General features: G+C 44.7%; 14 protein-coding genes. 5 read left to right on the top strand and 9 right to left on the bottom strand.

The annotated features are described in order from the left end of the window. Positions 1-132: 132 nt before the first annotated feature. Entirely contained in the window at positions 133-1,383 is a 1,251-nt protein-coding gene (locus tag QUA53_RS09165; protein WP_333096526.1) for a WD40 repeat domain-containing protein, read from the bottom strand. A 187-nt stretch (positions 1,384-1,570) separates the two neighbouring features. On the opposite strand from QUA53_RS09165, the gene QUA53_RS09160 reads away from it, so the two are divergent. From QUA53_RS09160 to QUA53_RS09150, 3 genes are all read left to right on the top strand, one after another. Beyond that, positions 1,571-2,188, top strand: a complete 618-nt coding sequence (locus tag QUA53_RS09160) for a hypothetical protein (RefSeq protein WP_333096524.1) — start codon at positions 1,571-1,573, stop codon at positions 2,186-2,188. A gap of 221 nt (positions 2,189-2,409) precedes the next feature. Next, positions 2,410-2,559, top strand: coding sequence for a hypothetical protein (locus tag QUA53_RS09155; RefSeq protein ID WP_333096522.1), 150 nt, complete (start codon positions 2,410-2,412; stop codon positions 2,557-2,559). A 575-nt stretch (positions 2,560-3,134) separates the two neighbouring features. Further along, complete coding sequence (locus QUA53_RS09150) at positions 3,135-3,878, top strand: hypothetical protein (protein WP_333096521.1); 744 nt, start codon at positions 3,135-3,137, stop codon at positions 3,876-3,878. 179 nt (positions 3,879-4,057) lie between these two features. Here QUA53_RS09150 and glmU read toward each other — a convergent pair whose 3' ends face one another. Then, positions 4,058-5,446, bottom strand: coding sequence for a bifunctional UDP-N-acetylglucosamine diphosphorylase/glucosamine-1-phosphate N-acetyltransferase GlmU (gene glmU, locus QUA53_RS09145; protein WP_333096520.1), 1,389 nt, complete (start codon positions 5,444-5,446; stop codon positions 4,058-4,060). Between the two features lie 750 nt (positions 5,447-6,196). Here glmU and QUA53_RS09140 point away from each other — a divergent pair. Together QUA53_RS09140 and QUA53_RS09135 are read left to right on the top strand one after the other, a co-directional pair. After that, positions 6,197-7,201: a hypothetical protein gene (locus QUA53_RS09140; protein ID WP_333096518.1), complete on the top strand. Its 1,005-nt coding sequence runs from the start codon at positions 6,197-6,199 to the stop codon at positions 7,199-7,201. Positions 7,202-7,226: 25 nt separating this feature from the next. Next, positions 7,227-8,051: a sulfurtransferase gene (locus QUA53_RS09135; protein WP_333096516.1), complete on the top strand. Its 825-nt coding sequence runs from the start codon at positions 7,227-7,229 to the stop codon at positions 8,049-8,051. Positions 8,052-8,486: 435 nt separating this feature from the next. Here the strand turns inward: QUA53_RS09135 and QUA53_RS09130 are convergent, their stop codons facing one another. The 7 genes from QUA53_RS09130 to rfaE2 all read right to left on the bottom strand — a co-directional run bounded on the left by QUA53_RS09130 (position 8,487) and on the right by rfaE2 (position 15,935). Then, on the bottom strand, positions 8,487-9,959 hold the full coding sequence (locus QUA53_RS09130) for an MBOAT family protein (RefSeq protein ID WP_333096513.1): 1,473 nt from the start codon (positions 9,957-9,959) through the stop codon (positions 8,487-8,489). A 596-nt stretch (positions 9,960-10,555) separates the two neighbouring features. Beyond that, positions 10,556-12,094 (bottom strand): ATP-binding protein, encoded by a 1,539-nt coding sequence (locus tag QUA53_RS09125; RefSeq protein ID WP_333096508.1) that lies wholly within the window; start codon positions 12,092-12,094, stop codon positions 10,556-10,558. Further along, on the bottom strand, positions 12,091-13,110 hold the full coding sequence (locus tag QUA53_RS09120; RefSeq protein ID WP_333096506.1) for an ATP-binding SpoIIE family protein phosphatase: 1,020 nt from the start codon (positions 13,108-13,110) through the stop codon (positions 12,091-12,093). The genes QUA53_RS09125 and QUA53_RS09120 overlap by 4 nt, the downstream gene beginning before the upstream one ends. A 211-nt stretch (positions 13,111-13,321) precedes the next feature. Continuing rightward, on the bottom strand, positions 13,322-13,720 hold the full coding sequence (locus QUA53_RS09115; protein WP_333096504.1) for an anti-sigma regulatory factor: 399 nt from the start codon (positions 13,718-13,720) through the stop codon (positions 13,322-13,324). A 264-nt stretch (positions 13,721-13,984) separates the two neighbouring features. Next, on the bottom strand, positions 13,985-14,362 hold the full coding sequence (locus QUA53_RS09110; protein ID WP_333077438.1) for an STAS domain-containing protein: 378 nt from the start codon (positions 14,360-14,362) through the stop codon (positions 13,985-13,987). A gap of 58 nt (positions 14,363-14,420) precedes the next feature. Then, the gene (locus tag QUA53_RS09105; protein WP_333040028.1) at positions 14,421-15,290 is read right to left on the bottom strand and encodes an STAS domain-containing protein; all 870 of its coding nucleotides are present in this window, start codon (positions 15,288-15,290) and stop codon (positions 14,421-14,423) included. 141 nt (positions 15,291-15,431) lie between these two features. Further along, entirely contained in the window at positions 15,432-15,935 is a 504-nt protein-coding gene (gene rfaE2, locus QUA53_RS09100) for a D-glycero-beta-D-manno-heptose 1-phosphate adenylyltransferase (protein WP_333096503.1), read from the bottom strand. Between the last annotated feature and the right edge of the window lie 351 nt (positions 15,936-16,286).

Genomic DNA, 16,286 nt, shown 5'->3' with positions numbered 1-16,286 from the left:
TTTGTGTAGTTTGAGGTAAAAAGCGATTTCAATCGCCGAGTGACACAGAAGATAACTAAAATGGATTTGGTAGAAAAAACATTAAATCAATTATAGTACAACAATTTAAGCGATCGCGTCACCTTTGTAATCTTAAATCTGCAGTTGCCAAAGTTTAACAGTACCGTTCTCCCCGCCGCTAACCAGAGTTTCAGCCAAAAGCCCGATCGCCACCGCAGACACAGGGCTAGAATGTCCATCTAAAGTGTGCAGCAATTCGCCGCGAAAATTCCAAAGTCTAACAGTACCGTCAAAACAGCCCACTGCAAAGTATTTCCCGTCGGGGCTAATTGCGGCGGCGGAAGTAATGCGAATTCCTGTGTGCACGGAATGCAATAAGTCGCCTGTTTGCAAATTCCAAAGTTTGATAGTTTGGCCACCATGATTGACAAGAATTTGGCTATCGGAAGAAATCGCTACATAATTTTCGCTGCCAAATGTTCGTCTCACTTCGCCTCCGGGCAATTCCCACAAAGTGACTGTGGCGCGACAGAAACCGCTGGCTGCATTGAGGCCGCTGGCCACTAGCATTTTGCCGTTGGGACTCAGGGCGATCGCACTAATGTCATCCCCTTGATAGCCTTCCAAAACTTGCAGCAGTTGGCCGCTGTTGAGGTGCTGAAGCTTGATTGTGCCGCGGGTGGTGCCGATCGCCAAAATTTGCCAGTCGGGGCTTACGGCGACAGATTCGTGGCGGTGCACGTCTGCCAAACGCTTCAGCAGTTGGCCGTTTTGCAGGTTCCAGAGTTTGACTGTGCCCGCGCGCGATCGCGTCAGCAGCGTTTTGCTGGCGGGACTGAAAGCCACTAGCAACACGGCTGTTGAATGTCCGAAAATCGTCTGCCGCAGTTCCCCGCTGTGCAAACTCCAAATTTTCACTGTACTGTCGTCAGAGCCCGTTGCCACTAATTGTCCGTCGGGACTGATAGCTGCAGACAAAATCCTGTCTGAATGGTGAAGAGTGGCTTTTAAGATGGCGCCGGTTGAGGTTTTTAGCTGCGTTTTATATCCTGCTATTTCCAGCCAGTCGATCGCATCTCTCCAATTTTTGAGAGCATTTCGGGGTCGATTTGTCAATAATTCTATGTATCTGTACAAAGTTTTTGACAAATCAACTTCGACACCTTTGATTTGTTTGTTCAGAAAAACCGCGATTTCCGCTGGGCTGTAGCCGCACAACAAGCCACAGAGATGCCGCTTTTCTACGGGTGTCAGCCCTCTTCTGGTGTGGGGGGCGAATTCTTGTTTGGCATTTGCCAAGTCGGTGTAAAGCTTTTGGATTTCCCAGCGGTTGCTTGCCCGTGCAAATGGTTCTTCTGGTCGATGGAGGGTAGAGGGTATCATTTGCGGCAGTCGCGATCGAGTTCCTAGTCAAATTCCTAACCAAAATCCTAACATTCGCTGTGCGCGATCGAACTGTTGTCACCGCTAATCTATTTTTAACACGGCCAACAGGGTAATGAGTTTCAGGTAGAAAATCTGCTCTTTTACTGTTGGCAAAATAACTATACATCAATCGGAGAAATAGAAAATGCCTGGAATTGCGATCGCTTTATTTTTCATCCTAGGTTTAGTTTTAAGTCTTGTTGGCTATTTTTGGGGATTAGTTCAAGCTTTTGGACAGGAAACTATTTGGGGAGTGCTTTACTTGCTTGTCCCCTTGGCTTCATTGGTTTTTTATATCAAAAATTGGAGCAATAAAAAAATTAGAAAAACATTTTTACTTCAATGTGCGGGATTGCTAATGTTTGTATTGGGAGGCATTACTGCTTCAGTATTTTATGGCAAAAATTTTGTAAAAATCTCTGACTCTGGGCCTAATGTAAAGCAGCCGGCTAACGAGCAATCGCCCTCTTCTTTTCCTTCTGATTTCAACACTTCTCAATCACCCTATCAAGAGTTATCTCCTGCTTTCGAGTCATTTCCTGTTGCCGCAGCACCTGTTGCTGAGCCTAATTCTGCTCCTGTTGCTCAAAAAGATCACTTCAAACAATCGATGAAACTCGGCTATATCTACTACGGGCAGGGAGACTATCAAACCGCTTTAATCAATTTTAACAGAGCTTTACAGGTACGTCCGGGCGATGCTTATGCTGTTAAGGCTGTTTATAACACCAAAAGTGCGATCGTCCAAAGCAATGTCAAATAATAATCCGTGCATTAAAAGTTGCCTACAGCGGATAGATAAGTAATTTACATTGTTTTTAAACTCAACAACTATTAAACTAATGAAAATTTTCAAGAAAACAGCAAATAAACTAATAATTAAAACTACGAGTTTCTGATAGTCTGCTATTAATTTGTTTCTTCCTCATCATTGGATTATTGCAGATTATTTTAGCATCAAATTGGATAATGGGAGGTATATTTATGTTGTTTTCGCTGTCCTTGTTGGACGGCGCGATAGATGAAACATACATTTCTGATAAAACTTTTAGCAAAATGACTGTTAAACGACGGGGTGTATGGTTTAATGATGTTACCGAAGGCTCAACTCACGAGATTTCTGCGGTGGAATGAGAGGAAGTGGGAGATAGCGATGGAAATCGTAGCTATTATGTTTATTTGTGGATGTTCGGGGGCTATATCATCTGTTTAAGAAGCTATTCACTAACAGAACAACACAAAATTGCTGATTTGATTCGCAGCTATATCTCGATTAGCGATAATCGCACCCTTAGCAATGTATTTGCTTTGCAAGGCCGTAAATCGTAAGTATCCTGTGGGGAAGCCCAAATTAATAACTAACGATAATTAAGCAGGTGTAAATAAACTTGACAATGTAACAAAATGTAAACCTGTACTCACCTGGGTGATTACTTTCCTACAGATTGCGAAGCTAACTTTTTATTCGCGATCACATAATTAATATATTTTTAAGATTCATCTATTTTAAATCATAAAAAGCTATCTTAAACCCAGCAGGTAAATTCGCGAGATTTGTTGTCGGTTAGAAGTTTTAGTGCTAACCTATTACCAAAATAAAAGGGGTCAGGGCAGAAGACGACTTCAAATAATATATAAGTTAACAATTCGACCGATCGGGTTAGTAAGGCGATCTGTAACATCATTTTTGGAATTTAAGGGCCAGGTAAATGAAAATAATCAAGCAAACAGCAAGTGAATTAATAATTCAGACTCAAAGCATATTTGATTTTTGGTTTCCTAGTTGTTTATTCATGGCTTTTGGACTGTTCGGGCTGGCTTTTGATTATCATAAAGCAACTCTGAGCTGCCAGCGATTGCAGGCAAAACAAGGCAGTTGCCAAATTGTGCGATCGAATTTACTGGGTTCAAAAATCCAAGAAATTGAGCTTGCTTCTTTGCAGGGAGCTAAAGTTCAAAGATGCGGCTATAAAACCAGAGTTGTACTTTTAACTTCTGTTGGCAATGTTCCTTTCACTCCTAACTCCACTAATTGGGGAACCCAAGACGCTGTTGCTTCCGACATCAATTTTTATGTTAAAAATGCCAAAGATCGATTGCTGCGTTTAAGTCAAGAAGATCGCTGGTTGGGATGGACAGGAGGCATATTTTTGCTCGCAGCAGCCGCAGTGATCGTTTTGAGAAATAATGAAACCTACAGCTTCGATGGAAATTTAAACACCTTGACTGTTAAACAGCGGGGTTTGTTGGCACGTAAAGTAATTGAATACTCTCTGTGCGAGATTTATGGTGTGGAAGTAGATCGAACCAAAGATAGGCAAAATGACACTTGGTATGAAGTCAGACTGTTAGTTTGTGGAGGATCTCGCATATCCCTGCCCAACACTATGAGCCCCTACGAGCAAGTAGAAATCGCTAAAGCGATTAACAACTATCTGCACCAGCAAAAATAAAAAAAATAGCCGATCGCGATCAACCCGATTTCTCAAGTTTGCCGACTTACGCAGAAACCGGGTTTTTCACCAAAATCTCTTCTACAGTGCCATCGCTTCCGTTATAAAAACCCGGTTTATTTGGTATTTAGTGCGAAATTCGTGGGTGGAAACTCATCATCTAAAAAGTGAACAACCGTTCACTTTTTAGGTTCTTTCAACTTCCAACCTGGTTTGACAACTTGCCGGGAACGCGCAATTACTAAACAATCCTTCGGCACATCTTCTGTCACCACAGAACCCGCAGCTACAGTAACATCTTCTCCCAAAGTGATCGGTGCAACCAGCACGGTGTTAGAACCAGTTTTACTCCGATCGCCTATTTGAGTTTTGTGCTTGTTTTTTCCATCATAATTTGCCGTAATTGTCCCAGCACCGATGTTGACTTTTTCTCCCAAAGTCGCGTCGCCTAAATAAGACAAGTGAGCGACATTAGTTCGATCGCCTATTTGAGTATTTTTCAATTCTACAAAATTGCCGACGCGGCAGTTCGCCCCAATTTCTGCGTGTGCCCGCAAGTGTGCGTAAGGGCCAATTCGCGAATTTTCAGAAACCATACTGTCAGAAACCACCGAATAAAGCACAGTCACATTTTCTGCAATTTGACTGTTTTCGATCAAACTGCCGGGGCCGATGCGACTCCCCGATGCGATCAAAGTGTTTCCCCGCAAGTGAGTTTGCGGTTCAATTACCACATCCGGCTGCAACTCTACGGTATCGTCAATGGTGATGCTGTTGGGATCGAGCAGCGTCACTCCCGCCGTCATCCACTTGTCCTTTATCCGCGTTTGCAAAATATCGCAAGCTGTAGCTAAATGCTTGCGATCGTTAATTCCCAATATTTCTTGATAATCTTCCACATCCACCGCCATCACCGGACTGAGGAAATTTACCGTATCAGTTAGGTAATATTCTTTTTGGTCATTATCTGCCTTCAATTCTGGCAAAATTTTCTCTAAATCCGGCCAATGAAAGCAGTAAACACCTGCATTAATGCGGTGATTTTGCTTTTGAGCTTGTGTGCAGTCGCGGTCTTCGACAATTTGCTCGACTAAGTTTTGACTGTCGGTAAATACTCGGCCGTATCCTTGGGGATTCGGCAAATTAGCTGTCAATAAAGTAGCAGAGTTTTGGTGCTTTTTGTGAATGGCAATCAATTGTTTGATAGTTTCTGCCCTCAGCAAAGGAACATCTCCATTTAAGACCAGCAAGTCTCCTTGAAATCCCTCTAAGTGAGGCAGCAATTGTTGAATGGCGTGACCTGTTCCTAATTGTTCGGTTTGTTCAACAAATTCTAGGGAAGGAAGTTGAGAATTTTTCCCTGATATTTCTTGACCTCTCATCAGCGATTCTTTAACGAGTTCGCCTCGATAACCGACGATGACAAGTCGCCTGGTAATTTGAATTTCTTGACAACTTTGGAGGACTCGCTCAACTAGCGATCGACCGCCCAATTCGTGTATAACTTTGGGCAAGTCAGATTTCATGCGCGTGCCGCGTCCAGCCGCTAAAATTGCTATTGCTACCATTGTGCGATCGAGTTATTTGCTATAAAAACTTGAATATTGACTAACTGATGATATCACTCGCTGCCCACCGATGACACTGCGATCGCACAAATTTTTCATCTAAAATTTCCCATCTCGCATCTGCGCGATCGAGGCTTTTTGCAGCCGGATGTCGCTTTTAGGGGCGATGCTTGCGGTTCAACTTAAGGCTGTTACGGTATCTGGACTTGCGCGCCCGGTATCAATTACCAGGTTGAAGCAGCGGTATTGGGCTACCGAGGGAGCATTGGTAACAAGTTAAGCTAAGAAAGCATTTGTCAATCAGCAATTATGCTCAACATTTACTCGGATTTTGGGCATAAAACTGAGATTTGGGCGATCGAGGAATCCTGCCGAGGGTGATATTTATACCTACTCCCTCTCAAATCGTGAATTTTCCACTCCTCAAAAAGCAGTTTTTTTGAGTAATATTACTGATTGACAAATGCAATTAAGTTTTAACTTGTCACCAATGCCGAGGGAGAGGATTTTCGCCTGTCCTGCAAACCTGAGTTCGGTTTGTAGAAAGGACTGAAGTCTTTTCCCAAGGGATGCCAGGGGTAGCGAGAGTGATAATTTGCATCTTTGGGCTAGGATTTGCCACGATACATTATACTATTTGTTGAATTTCAGTTATTGTGTTTTCAACTCCAAAAAACTCTTTCTGACTTTTTCATTTTTTCTACCTTTTACCTTCTACCTTCTATCTTCTGCGTTATCAGGTGTCCAGCTATGACAGAGCTTAATTTTCAGGAACTTGCCAAGCAGGGAAATCTCGCCACTGCGATCGCATCTTGGCTAAACAGCAAGTTGCAATCTGAAGGCATCACAGCCTCGGCAAATCTCGACGGCGATTGTTTGGATGTAATTGTTGAGGCCGAGCAGGTACCCATAGAAGATACATTAGTTGATTTTGTTCGCACCGAGCTGACGAATTTGCAGCCGGATTCGATTCGCAAAGTTAAGGTTGAGGGCCGAGAAAGCGGTCAGATTGCTGCTGCTTGGAGTCAAGAGTTTAGTGTGGAGAACAGCAATTTTGAACCGCAGAGCTTAGGGGGAGAATCTGTGCCAAATAGTGCTGTTGCTAATATGGACGATCGCACAGAGATGGAGAACAATTTTGAGGAGGAAAAACCGCCCGAACTTGCTGCATTTGAGAATCGGCTGCGATCGACTTTCATTGTAGTTGGGCTAGTAACGGGTATGTTGGCGATCGCCGTGGTGGCGTTTGTCGGTAAAATTGTGAACCAGCCAGCAGCAACTGCGGGGAATAATCCCGATGAAACAGCAAATTTAGCAACTGCACCAGATACTTTTCGAGAAGCCGTTAACAGCGCACTCAAAGCAGCAGAATTAGGGCGATCGGCTAAAACCAAGGAAGATTGGACTACAGTTACCGATAGCTGGCAAGAAGCGGTTTCATTAATGAGAAGAGTACCAGTCTCTAGCCCCAACCATCAACTAGCTCAAGCAAAAGTGATCGAGTATCAGAAATATCTACTTTACGCTCAAGAAGCAGCAGTAACTCCTCCTCTGCCAACTCCAACTCCCGCACCAGCCGAAAAATTACCTTCGGAAAAAGCAACTCCTAAAAAATCAAATTCGCCCAAAGAAACTTCGGAAAAAGCAACTCCTAAAAAATCAAATTCTGAAAATAGAGCTTCAGAGAAAGCCAATTCTAAGAAATTTCCTTCCGACCAAAAAGCAGAACCAGAGAAAAAATCTCCTTCTAGATAATGTTAAAATATAGATTTGAATAATTATGACTGACAACACTTTAATTGTTTCTCCTGAATGGTTAGCCGCCAATACCGACAATCCGCAAGTTGTAATCATTGACTGTCGGTTTTCCCTGGCAGACCCTGAATTGGGACAAAAACAATATCAAGAAAGTCACATTCCGGGAGCTTTCTATTTAGATTTAAACCGCGATCTCGCGAGTTCAGTGGGCAAACACGGCGGTAGACATCCACTGCCAAATATTGAAGAATTAGCTGAGAAGTTGAGCGCGATCGGTATTAATTCACAAGAAACTTTAGTTGTAGCTTATGACGATTCACGGCTAGCTTTTGCGGCTCGTTTGTGGTGGCTGCTGCGGTATATGGGACACAGCAAAGTGGCTTTGTTAGACGGCGGTTTCAGCGCATGGAAAGTGGCGGGCTATCCGGTAACAAATATTTTGCCAGAACCCCGTGAGGGTAAATTAGTTCCTCACTTGCAGCCGGATTTGGCGGTAGATATTGAGGCGGTAAAAGAGCGTAAAGACTTGCCCGGAAAGGTTTTGGTTGATTCCCGAGAAAGTGAGAGATATCAAGGTTTGCGGGAGCCGATCGACCCCATTGCAGGTCACATTCCGGGTGCGGTTAACTATCCGTGGCAAGGGGTGACGGATGAAACTGGAAAAGTGCGATCGGCATCCGAACAAAAACAGCGGTGGACGGAATTAGAAAAAGCCGAAGAAATTATTGTTTATTGCGGTTCCGGGGTGACGGCTTGCGTTAATTTACTATCTTTAGAAATCGCCGGAATTCCCGATGCTAAACTTTATGTCGGTAGCTGGAGTGACTGGTGTTCTTATCAGTTGTAGTGCCCAGGATCGAGATGATTGTTGACTGTTGACTGTGAGTTGTAGGGTAGCCAGCATTGATGTCAACTTAACGTTAAACCCTAATGCCAGCAGCGGTTGAAACAAGAGCCTCAAAACGAAATTCCTCGCTAAGCTGTTGCGGGATTTAAATTGTATGTCAAAAAAATTAAAGTCTTGTGGGGTGGGCGTCCCGCCCGCCCTGAATATACAATTTAAATGCGCGACAGCTTATGAGGACTAATGAGTTGTTCAGTCCTCTTTGAGAGGACTTTAGCTATGAGACAGGGAATTCATTCCCTGGCAGATTGTTGAGTGAGCGGGATGACTGGCGAACTAAAAGTTTAACTTGACACTAATAGGTAGCGGGGAATCACTTCGGCCCACCTCAATGTCGTCGTAGGGTGCGCTGCACCTTACGGCGAAGTAAATAATACCCTAAAAATCAAAATAAATATAAGGCAAACCCCCTTCAGGAGCCAACACCCAAACCGCATACAAACAAAGCGGAACTAACACCAATTTCAGCGGCCAATTTAACTCCAATTTCAAACCCCGACTCAACGCATAATTCCCCAGCATCGCCGCAGCCAAAGCCGCCAAAATCCAAGTTAAATGCACTCTTTCCAAACCCAAAGCTTCGCCATAAACTTTCTCAGCAAACTGCACGTCAGCAGTGTGTCCCCACAAATGCGAAATCGCCCATCCAGAATCCTTTAAATCTGGAAGACGGAAAAATATCCAACTACCAAAAACCATCGCCTGAGTCAACAGCCAACCGATCGCAATCCCGATCGGATTTTCCCACAAAAACTCGATCCGCAACCGCTTAAACACTACATCAGTCAGCCTGTGAACCGCCAAAGCTAAACCGTGCAAACCCCCCCACACAATAAATCCCCAAGCTGCCCCGTGCCACATTCCCGCAATTAACATGACCAGGGACAAATTCAGACAAGTGCGCCACAAACCGACTCGCGAACCACCCAAAGGAAAATACAAATAATTGCGTAGCCAATCACCTAAAGTCATGTGCCAGCGCCGCCAAAAATCAGCTATGCTGGCACTAAAATAAGGAAAATCAAAATTTGGCGGCAAATACCAACCCAGTAGCAAAGCAGTACCGCGCGCCATGTCAACATAGCCACTAAAATCGAGATAAAGTTGCAGCCCGTAAGCAAAAATCGCCAGCCACAAATCCTCGCTACCCGCCCGCTGCAAGTTGGTAAAGCTTAAATCGACATAAATTCCCAAGTTATCTGCGAAAAGACCTTTTTTTACTGCACCAAAGGCGATCGTCCAAAGTCCCTCAGAAATGCGATCGGGGGTCGGAAATTGCTGGGTTTTCAGTTGATATATCAAGTTGTGATACCGAGTAATCGGGCCGGAAATCAGTTTTGGAAAAAACAACTTGTAAGCAGCAAAGTGCAGCAGCGAAGTAGCAGCAGGCGCGCCTCGGTACACGTCAATCAAATAAGCAATGCACTCAAAGCAAAAGAAACTTAATCCCAGGGGTGCGATGACGTGACTTTTCACCCAGTCAGCTCCGTCGATAGCTAAAGGCCAATTGAACAAAGTGCCGATCGAACTCAATAAAAAAGGCACATACTTAAAGCCCAGAAGCAGCAACACATTCAGGCAGATGCCTATCCACAGCAGCAACAAACGGCGGCGGTTCCAAGATTCATTAGCAATCCGCCAATCCAGAGGTTCCCCAATCGCCATCGCCAAGCAGTAATTAAACAAAGCACCGACTAAAAGCAGAGGAATGTACCAAATTTGCAGCGAAGCGTAAAAAATTAAACTACCCGCCAACATGATGAACAGCCGCCACCACCGCAGCGGAACCAACCAGTAAGCCGCGAACATAACTAATAGAAACAGGGCATATTGAAGGGAGATGAAAGTCATACCATTTTAGATTTTAGATTTTAGATTTTAGAATTGGGAAGTGGGAATTGTGAATGGCTTATTTTTTATGGGTTTGGATTACGCGCCTACAGTTGCATTTTTTTATTAATCGAGACTTTGCTAAGAACAAGATTTATCATGGATGTTAGCCGATCGCCGACACGAAAATAAGCCCTCGGTAAGTCCCTACTATATAGTCGGCAACTGAGAACTGCTACATTTTACAGCACAAAGGTTAAATGCTGTTGCAAATTAAATAAATTTTGCCTGCTATAAATTATCTATCTTACGCACCATATAAAAATCGCTGAAAAAATATAATTAGGTTCGCAGCATCCGACTTCAGTCCTCAAAAGCTAAAATGCCTGATATCGTTTCCCTTCGCATCGGAATAATACTTTTTATCTTACAGTCCTAGCATCCCGCACAGCAAAAAAGTGATGTAACCGAAAATGTTTGGAATTCCTCACGATCGCAGGTATTTGACAAGTAGCCCCATCGCCTTTCAACTCTTCCCAAACGTCAAATTCAGTCAGACCCAGCATCGTAATATCCATAAAAATTGGGCTCGGCTGTGCTTTGCCGAACCCCAACTTTCAGCACCGTGGGCGACTTATATCGCAGTACAAGGAATTTCTGCCAGCAAGTCTTTCAGCAAATACCGAAAAACTATCTTCATCCTCCCCAATCAAAACTTTTGTTGCTGAATCCGGCACTGGCGATCTAGAATTTGCGATCGCGTGCGGTATTTCATCTGCCTTACCAGCGGACATTTCCAAAGGATTTTCTTCCTCTCCAGGATACAGAATTGGCAGTGTGACAAAAAAAGTCGAACCAACTCCGGGTGAACTTGTGATTTCAATACTTCCCCCTAGAAATTCCGCCAGTTTTTTGCACAGAGACAATCCCAATCCCGTGCCTTTGACGCCCTTCTGCAAGGGGTTTTCGAGTTGGACAAATTCTTCAAAAATCCGCCTTTGATCGGCTGGGGGAATGCCGATGCCCGTATCTGCTACTGAAAAAGTAACTGTTCCTTCCTCTCCCATTTCCGCAGCAACTCGAACTTCACCTGTTTCGGTAAATTTGAGGGCATTAGAAATCAGATTTCGCAAAATCTGAGAAACTTTTCCCTCGTCGGTTGTGAGGATGGGAAGTTCGAGAGGATCTTCAAAAATTATAGAAACGGGAGAGTTTGGGGGAAGCAGGGGGCGCATCATTCCTCGCAGCGCGCTGAACAAATCTTCGACTTCAAAATCAGCCACGCGAAGAGTTAGTTTTCCGGCTTCCACTTTGGCTAAATCTAACGAGTCGTTGACAAGTTCTGCGAGAGACTCGGCGGATTTGTAAATGTAATTTACTTGCTTGTCCTGTTCGGCTGAAAGTTCTCCGTCGAGGCGATTTAACAATATTTCCGAAAGGCTCATAATTGCCGTTAGCGGAGTGCGAAACTCGTGGCTCATATTGGAGAGAAAGCTGGTTTTGAGTTCGCTGGCGCGCCGGAGAGATTCGGCCTTGTCGTTCAATTCAGCGTAAAGTGCCAGGACTCCGCGATTGGTATCTTTTAGTTGTTGATTTAATTGTACGAGTTCTTCTTGACGCTGGCGGAGTTCGTCTAAAGTGCGTAGTAATTCTTGATTTTGCTGCTGAATTTCGGCATAGGGATCTTCGGGAATTTGGCGCGCTAGTTTGTCAACTAATTGATTTAGTTCGATCGCACTCAGCGCAGGCATATGTTTGGAAAACTGCTTAATTAATTGTACAGCCGTTCCGCGATCGGGCGCCGAGTCGATTTGCACTTCGTCCATCAACCGTTTGGCTGCTGCTAAACCGAGTCCCGCGCCGGTTTGCGATCGAAAATTGGGGCTTAACACAGCCGGTAAATCAGCAATTCCCGGCCCCGTGTCGGAAATCCGAGTCCGAAAAATTTGGGGCGAGTCCCCTTCCACAATGAATTCTACTTTGCCACCGCCGGCATATTTGAAAGCATTGCGGGCAATTTCGGAAACTGCTGTGGCGATGCGGGTTTGTACTTGGGAATCGAATCCCAGCCCTTTAGCAATTTGGCGAGCTCTTTGGCGTACTTGTACGATGTCTTGTTCAAAGCGGACTTCCGTCGTCAGGATTGGGTAACTCACGCTGCTTCTCTCACCTTGGCTACTATAACTGTCATGTCATCGCGAGTGCGTTTGAAGTCCCGGTAGAGCACGGCTGCGATTAAAGCAGGATGCCTGGAGGCTAAACCCGGGTAGCGGTTTAAATTCCACTGCGCCGCCAAACCGTCGGAGTGCATGATGAGTAGGGACTGCTGCGACCAAGGATAGACAAATTCTGCTACTTTTCGCATCATATGTCCAACTGTGCCGTTGTAGGAAACCATGCTGCGGCTTTGGTTATCTGTGACAACTACACCGCTGATGTTGCCAATTCCGGCAAAACAAATTGTTTGTTGGGTAGGATCGATTTGGGCGATCGCCGCAGCCGCTCCTCTGGTATTTTTTAAAGCAGCGTGCGCCTTCTCTAAAATTGCTTTGGGCCCGAGTTTGGCGTTTTCCTCAAATACGCGCACTGCTTCGCGAGACGCTTCCTCCGCCAAATCCCCGTAGCCGAGTCCGTCAGCAACTAAAATCAGGTTTTTGTCAAGGTGATTTTCCGCCGCCCAGGAATCGCCGCAAATTTGCTCTCCTACTTTCGGCAAGTGGATGACCCCCAATTCCAAGTAATTGCTGTTTTGGAAGGCTTCCCGGCTATTTTGGGTCGGTTCCAGCCGCATTAATAAGGCTGTTCCCAGTTTTGGTACAGAATGAATATCAAAAAAACTAGAGAGGCGTTTAATTGCCCCCAGTCCTGTTCCAGGGCTTCCCGCTGTAGAAAAACCGTCCCGCAGACAAAGCGCGACATTTGCCATTCCTTGGCCCCGATCTAGCGCTACTATTTCAATGCTATATCCTGCCGCTGTTTTTAATGTTCGCAGCAAAATTTCTCCTTCGCCCCCGTGCTTGACCACGTTTTTTGCTGCTTCGGTGGTAACAATTGCCACTTTACCGCGATCGGTCTCGTTAAATCCGACTTCGGCCGCCAGGGCCACTGCGATTCGCCGCGCTTCTCCGACTTGACTTTCTTCTGTTAGGGGCAGGGCTACGGCATCTATCATTTTTTATCAGCTCTTATAATGAAATCCTCCATACGCCAACCCTCTTCGGGTATGGTATGGGATTCCAAGAATCACTTCTTGGCTTTGCTGGTTGCTCTTTATACCAATTTAAAAAATAATACAACTATACGCAAGCTCCAAACCCCGATCGTCCTCACTCATTCCCAATGCTTTAATCTAAAATCTCAACTCTCAAATCGTATTTACTTCTTCAGCGCCAGCGGACGATCGCAATTTTAGTCCCCTTACCCACTTTGGAAACAATCTCAAATTCGTGCATCAACCGCTTGGAACCACTGAGCCCCAAACCCAAACCGTGATTAGAAGTATAACCGTCAGTCATTGCCAATTCGATGTCTGGAATTCCCGGGCCCTTGTCTTCAAATATCAGCCGCAGCCCTTTGCGGGTCCCTAATTGCAGCATTTCGAGAGTTACAGTTCCCCCTTTGCCGTACTCTACAGTATTGCGGGCGAGTTCGCTGGCTGCGGTAACGATTTTCGTTTGGTCTAATAAACCGAATCCCATTGCTACAGCCCAAGTTCGCACTTGCTGTCGTACGTGGACTATATCGGATGACGATCGGATTTCTAGTATCTCACGTTTTGACATGGCGGCTACTGTACCAAAATAGAACTTCTCCCCAAAATATAGGACTTACGCTCATCAACTTAGTTTCTCCTAATAGGACTTACGCGCTTACTACGATTTTCTCTCAAAAGAGAACATAGTGCGGGAATCTTAAACCCTTGATTTAACTTCCTTGAGTGCGTAAGCCCTTTCCTAAGAAATCTTCTGTTTGTCAACAAGGTATCTACAAACAAATTAGGTTTCTTGACTGCCTGTGCCTCGGTCAGGGAACAACTAATCGACTGCTTACCCTTGCTCGTCAAGAGACCAACCCAAGGAGTTTCTTAACAAAATCATGCCCTTTTCAACGCTTAAAGCTGTGCGAACTCCTGTCAGGGAAAGCCCCAACTCAACGAGGGTAATAGCAACCGCTGGCTGCATCCCGACTACAACTGTCTCCGCATCTAAAATTCGTGACATACTAGCGATATTGTTGATAATACGACCGATAAAAGAATCAACTATTTCGAGGGAAGAAATTTCAATTAACACACCTTTAACACCTGTTTTGACGATGCGGTTTGTCAGGTCATCTTGCAGTGTAATTGCTAAGCGATCGTGCATATCTACTTGAATTGTTACTAGCAAGAATTCTCCCATTTGAAGAATTGGTATTCGTTCCACAAATTCACCTATTTGTTGTTAAGTTTTGCTTAAGATTTTCTGTCAGACTGCAATATGTTTATCTTTCCTCTTTAAGATTTTTTATAGTTAAACCTTGGCGCTGCAAAGCGACTTTAAAAGCATCTGCTAAAGTCGCTTTTGTCAGAATATCCTGCAAGTCAACTCCCAAATGAACAATGGTTTGAGCTATTTGCGGGCGAATGCCGCTGATGATGCACTCAGTACCCATTAAACGGGCGGCGGCGACAGTTTTTAATAAATGTTGAGCAACTAAAGTGTCAACTGTCGGCACACCTGTAATGTCTAAAATTGCAAATTCTGAGCCGGTTTCCATGATTTCTTGCAACAGAGTTTCCATTACTATTTGAGTGCGGGCACTGTCGAGAGTCCCGATCATGGGTAAAGCAAGAATACCTTGCCAAAGTTTGACTACTGGTGTTGACAATTCGAGCATTTCTTGCTGCTGGCGTTCGATGACTTCTTCGCGAGCTTTGAGAAAAATTTCTGTCACCCAAAGGCCAAGCTGGTCTAATAAACTGGTGGAAAGCCAAAGTTGTTCGACAAGTGCGTCGCGGTTTTCTGTCAGTTCATGACAAAGCCGATCGAACAATGGCTTTTTGAAGCATAAAATGAAACTCGCTATCTCTGAGGGAGTAAAGCCTCTCTGAACGCGCGATCGTGAAACTTCTGCTAGCAGCACCCGCATATTTTCCCATTCGGGTGTCTGGATGTCGCTAAAGTTACCGTTCCCGACTGCAATGTGGAGCAATTGCAGGAACTCTTGACACTCGGAGCGCAATTCTTTGGCTCTCATCAAGTCGTCCCGCCGCAGCCCGGTATTTTGCAGTTCTTTGAGCCAGTCTGCTAGTAATTCTGCTTTGTGTCTTTGTAGGATTTCCGCGATCGTGTTATTGCTTGTGAGTTCCATTGAAATTCTCTCCTGCTTAGGAATTGGGATGAAGTTGTACGAGCGATTCCCTACGGGATAGCTTCGCCGCGCGTACCAAGCGTTTTTTTTGATGGGGCAACTTCTGAGTTTAGCTCACTGCTTGCTATTTGCGAGTAAGGGTTAAGTACCTAATTGTAAAATGCGTTTGACGATCGCACTGGTAGAACTCGGAACTTCTATTTCGATCAAGGAAATCTTGCCACCTCCGGCGATAACTGCCGGTGCTTCCGGCAGAGTTTCGACTTGATAGTCGCCTCCTTTAACGTATATATCAGGCTTCAGGATATTTATCAGTTTAGTTGCTGTAATCTCGGAAAAAATTACTACGGCGTCTACTGGTTTGAGGGCAGCTAACACTTCGGCTCGCTGGTTTTCCGGTACGATCGGGCGGGGTGGCAATCCCGGCTGCTGGGGTTTGATAGCTTGCACGCTGGCGTCGCTATTCAAGCCCACCACGAGCGATCGCCCCAATTTTTTTGCCGCCTGCAAATAGCGAACGTGGCCACAGTGCAGGATATCGAAGCAGCCGTTAGTAAACACGATCGGACGCCACTTGTCCGGAGCGGATGCGATCGATCTTTCAAGTTCTCTCAACGTGTAAATATCAGAAATCATTGCAGTCATTACCACCAAATTTGAACAGCGATCAAAATTATTCTACCAAAAAAAGTGAAATTTAGCACTTTTACTATTGAATAATAAATCATTCAAGCCGGCAATAATCAATAGTTAACAGCGAGGGAATATTGATTAGTAACGTGTGACTTTTAGGCAAGAATGGCTAAGTAAAAATTACCTGCGATGAAGCTGATATAGCAAACAGAATTACTGACAAAAACAACGCTAGTCGTCTATTAGTGAGTGCCGTATCCTGCTGTTGGTAATTAGAGGTTAAAAATGTTGGTAAACAATTATTTATTCCCGCCCTCTCTTATATCAATTACTATAAGACAAGGGATGAGAGTTCCACCGCCT

Source organism: Microcoleus sp. Pol12B3, from assembly GCF_036701355.1.
Classification (GTDB): domain Bacteria; phylum Cyanobacteriota; class Cyanobacteriia; order Cyanobacteriales; family Microcoleaceae; genus Microcoleus.
This window is presented reverse-complemented; position numbering and strand designations above follow the sequence as displayed.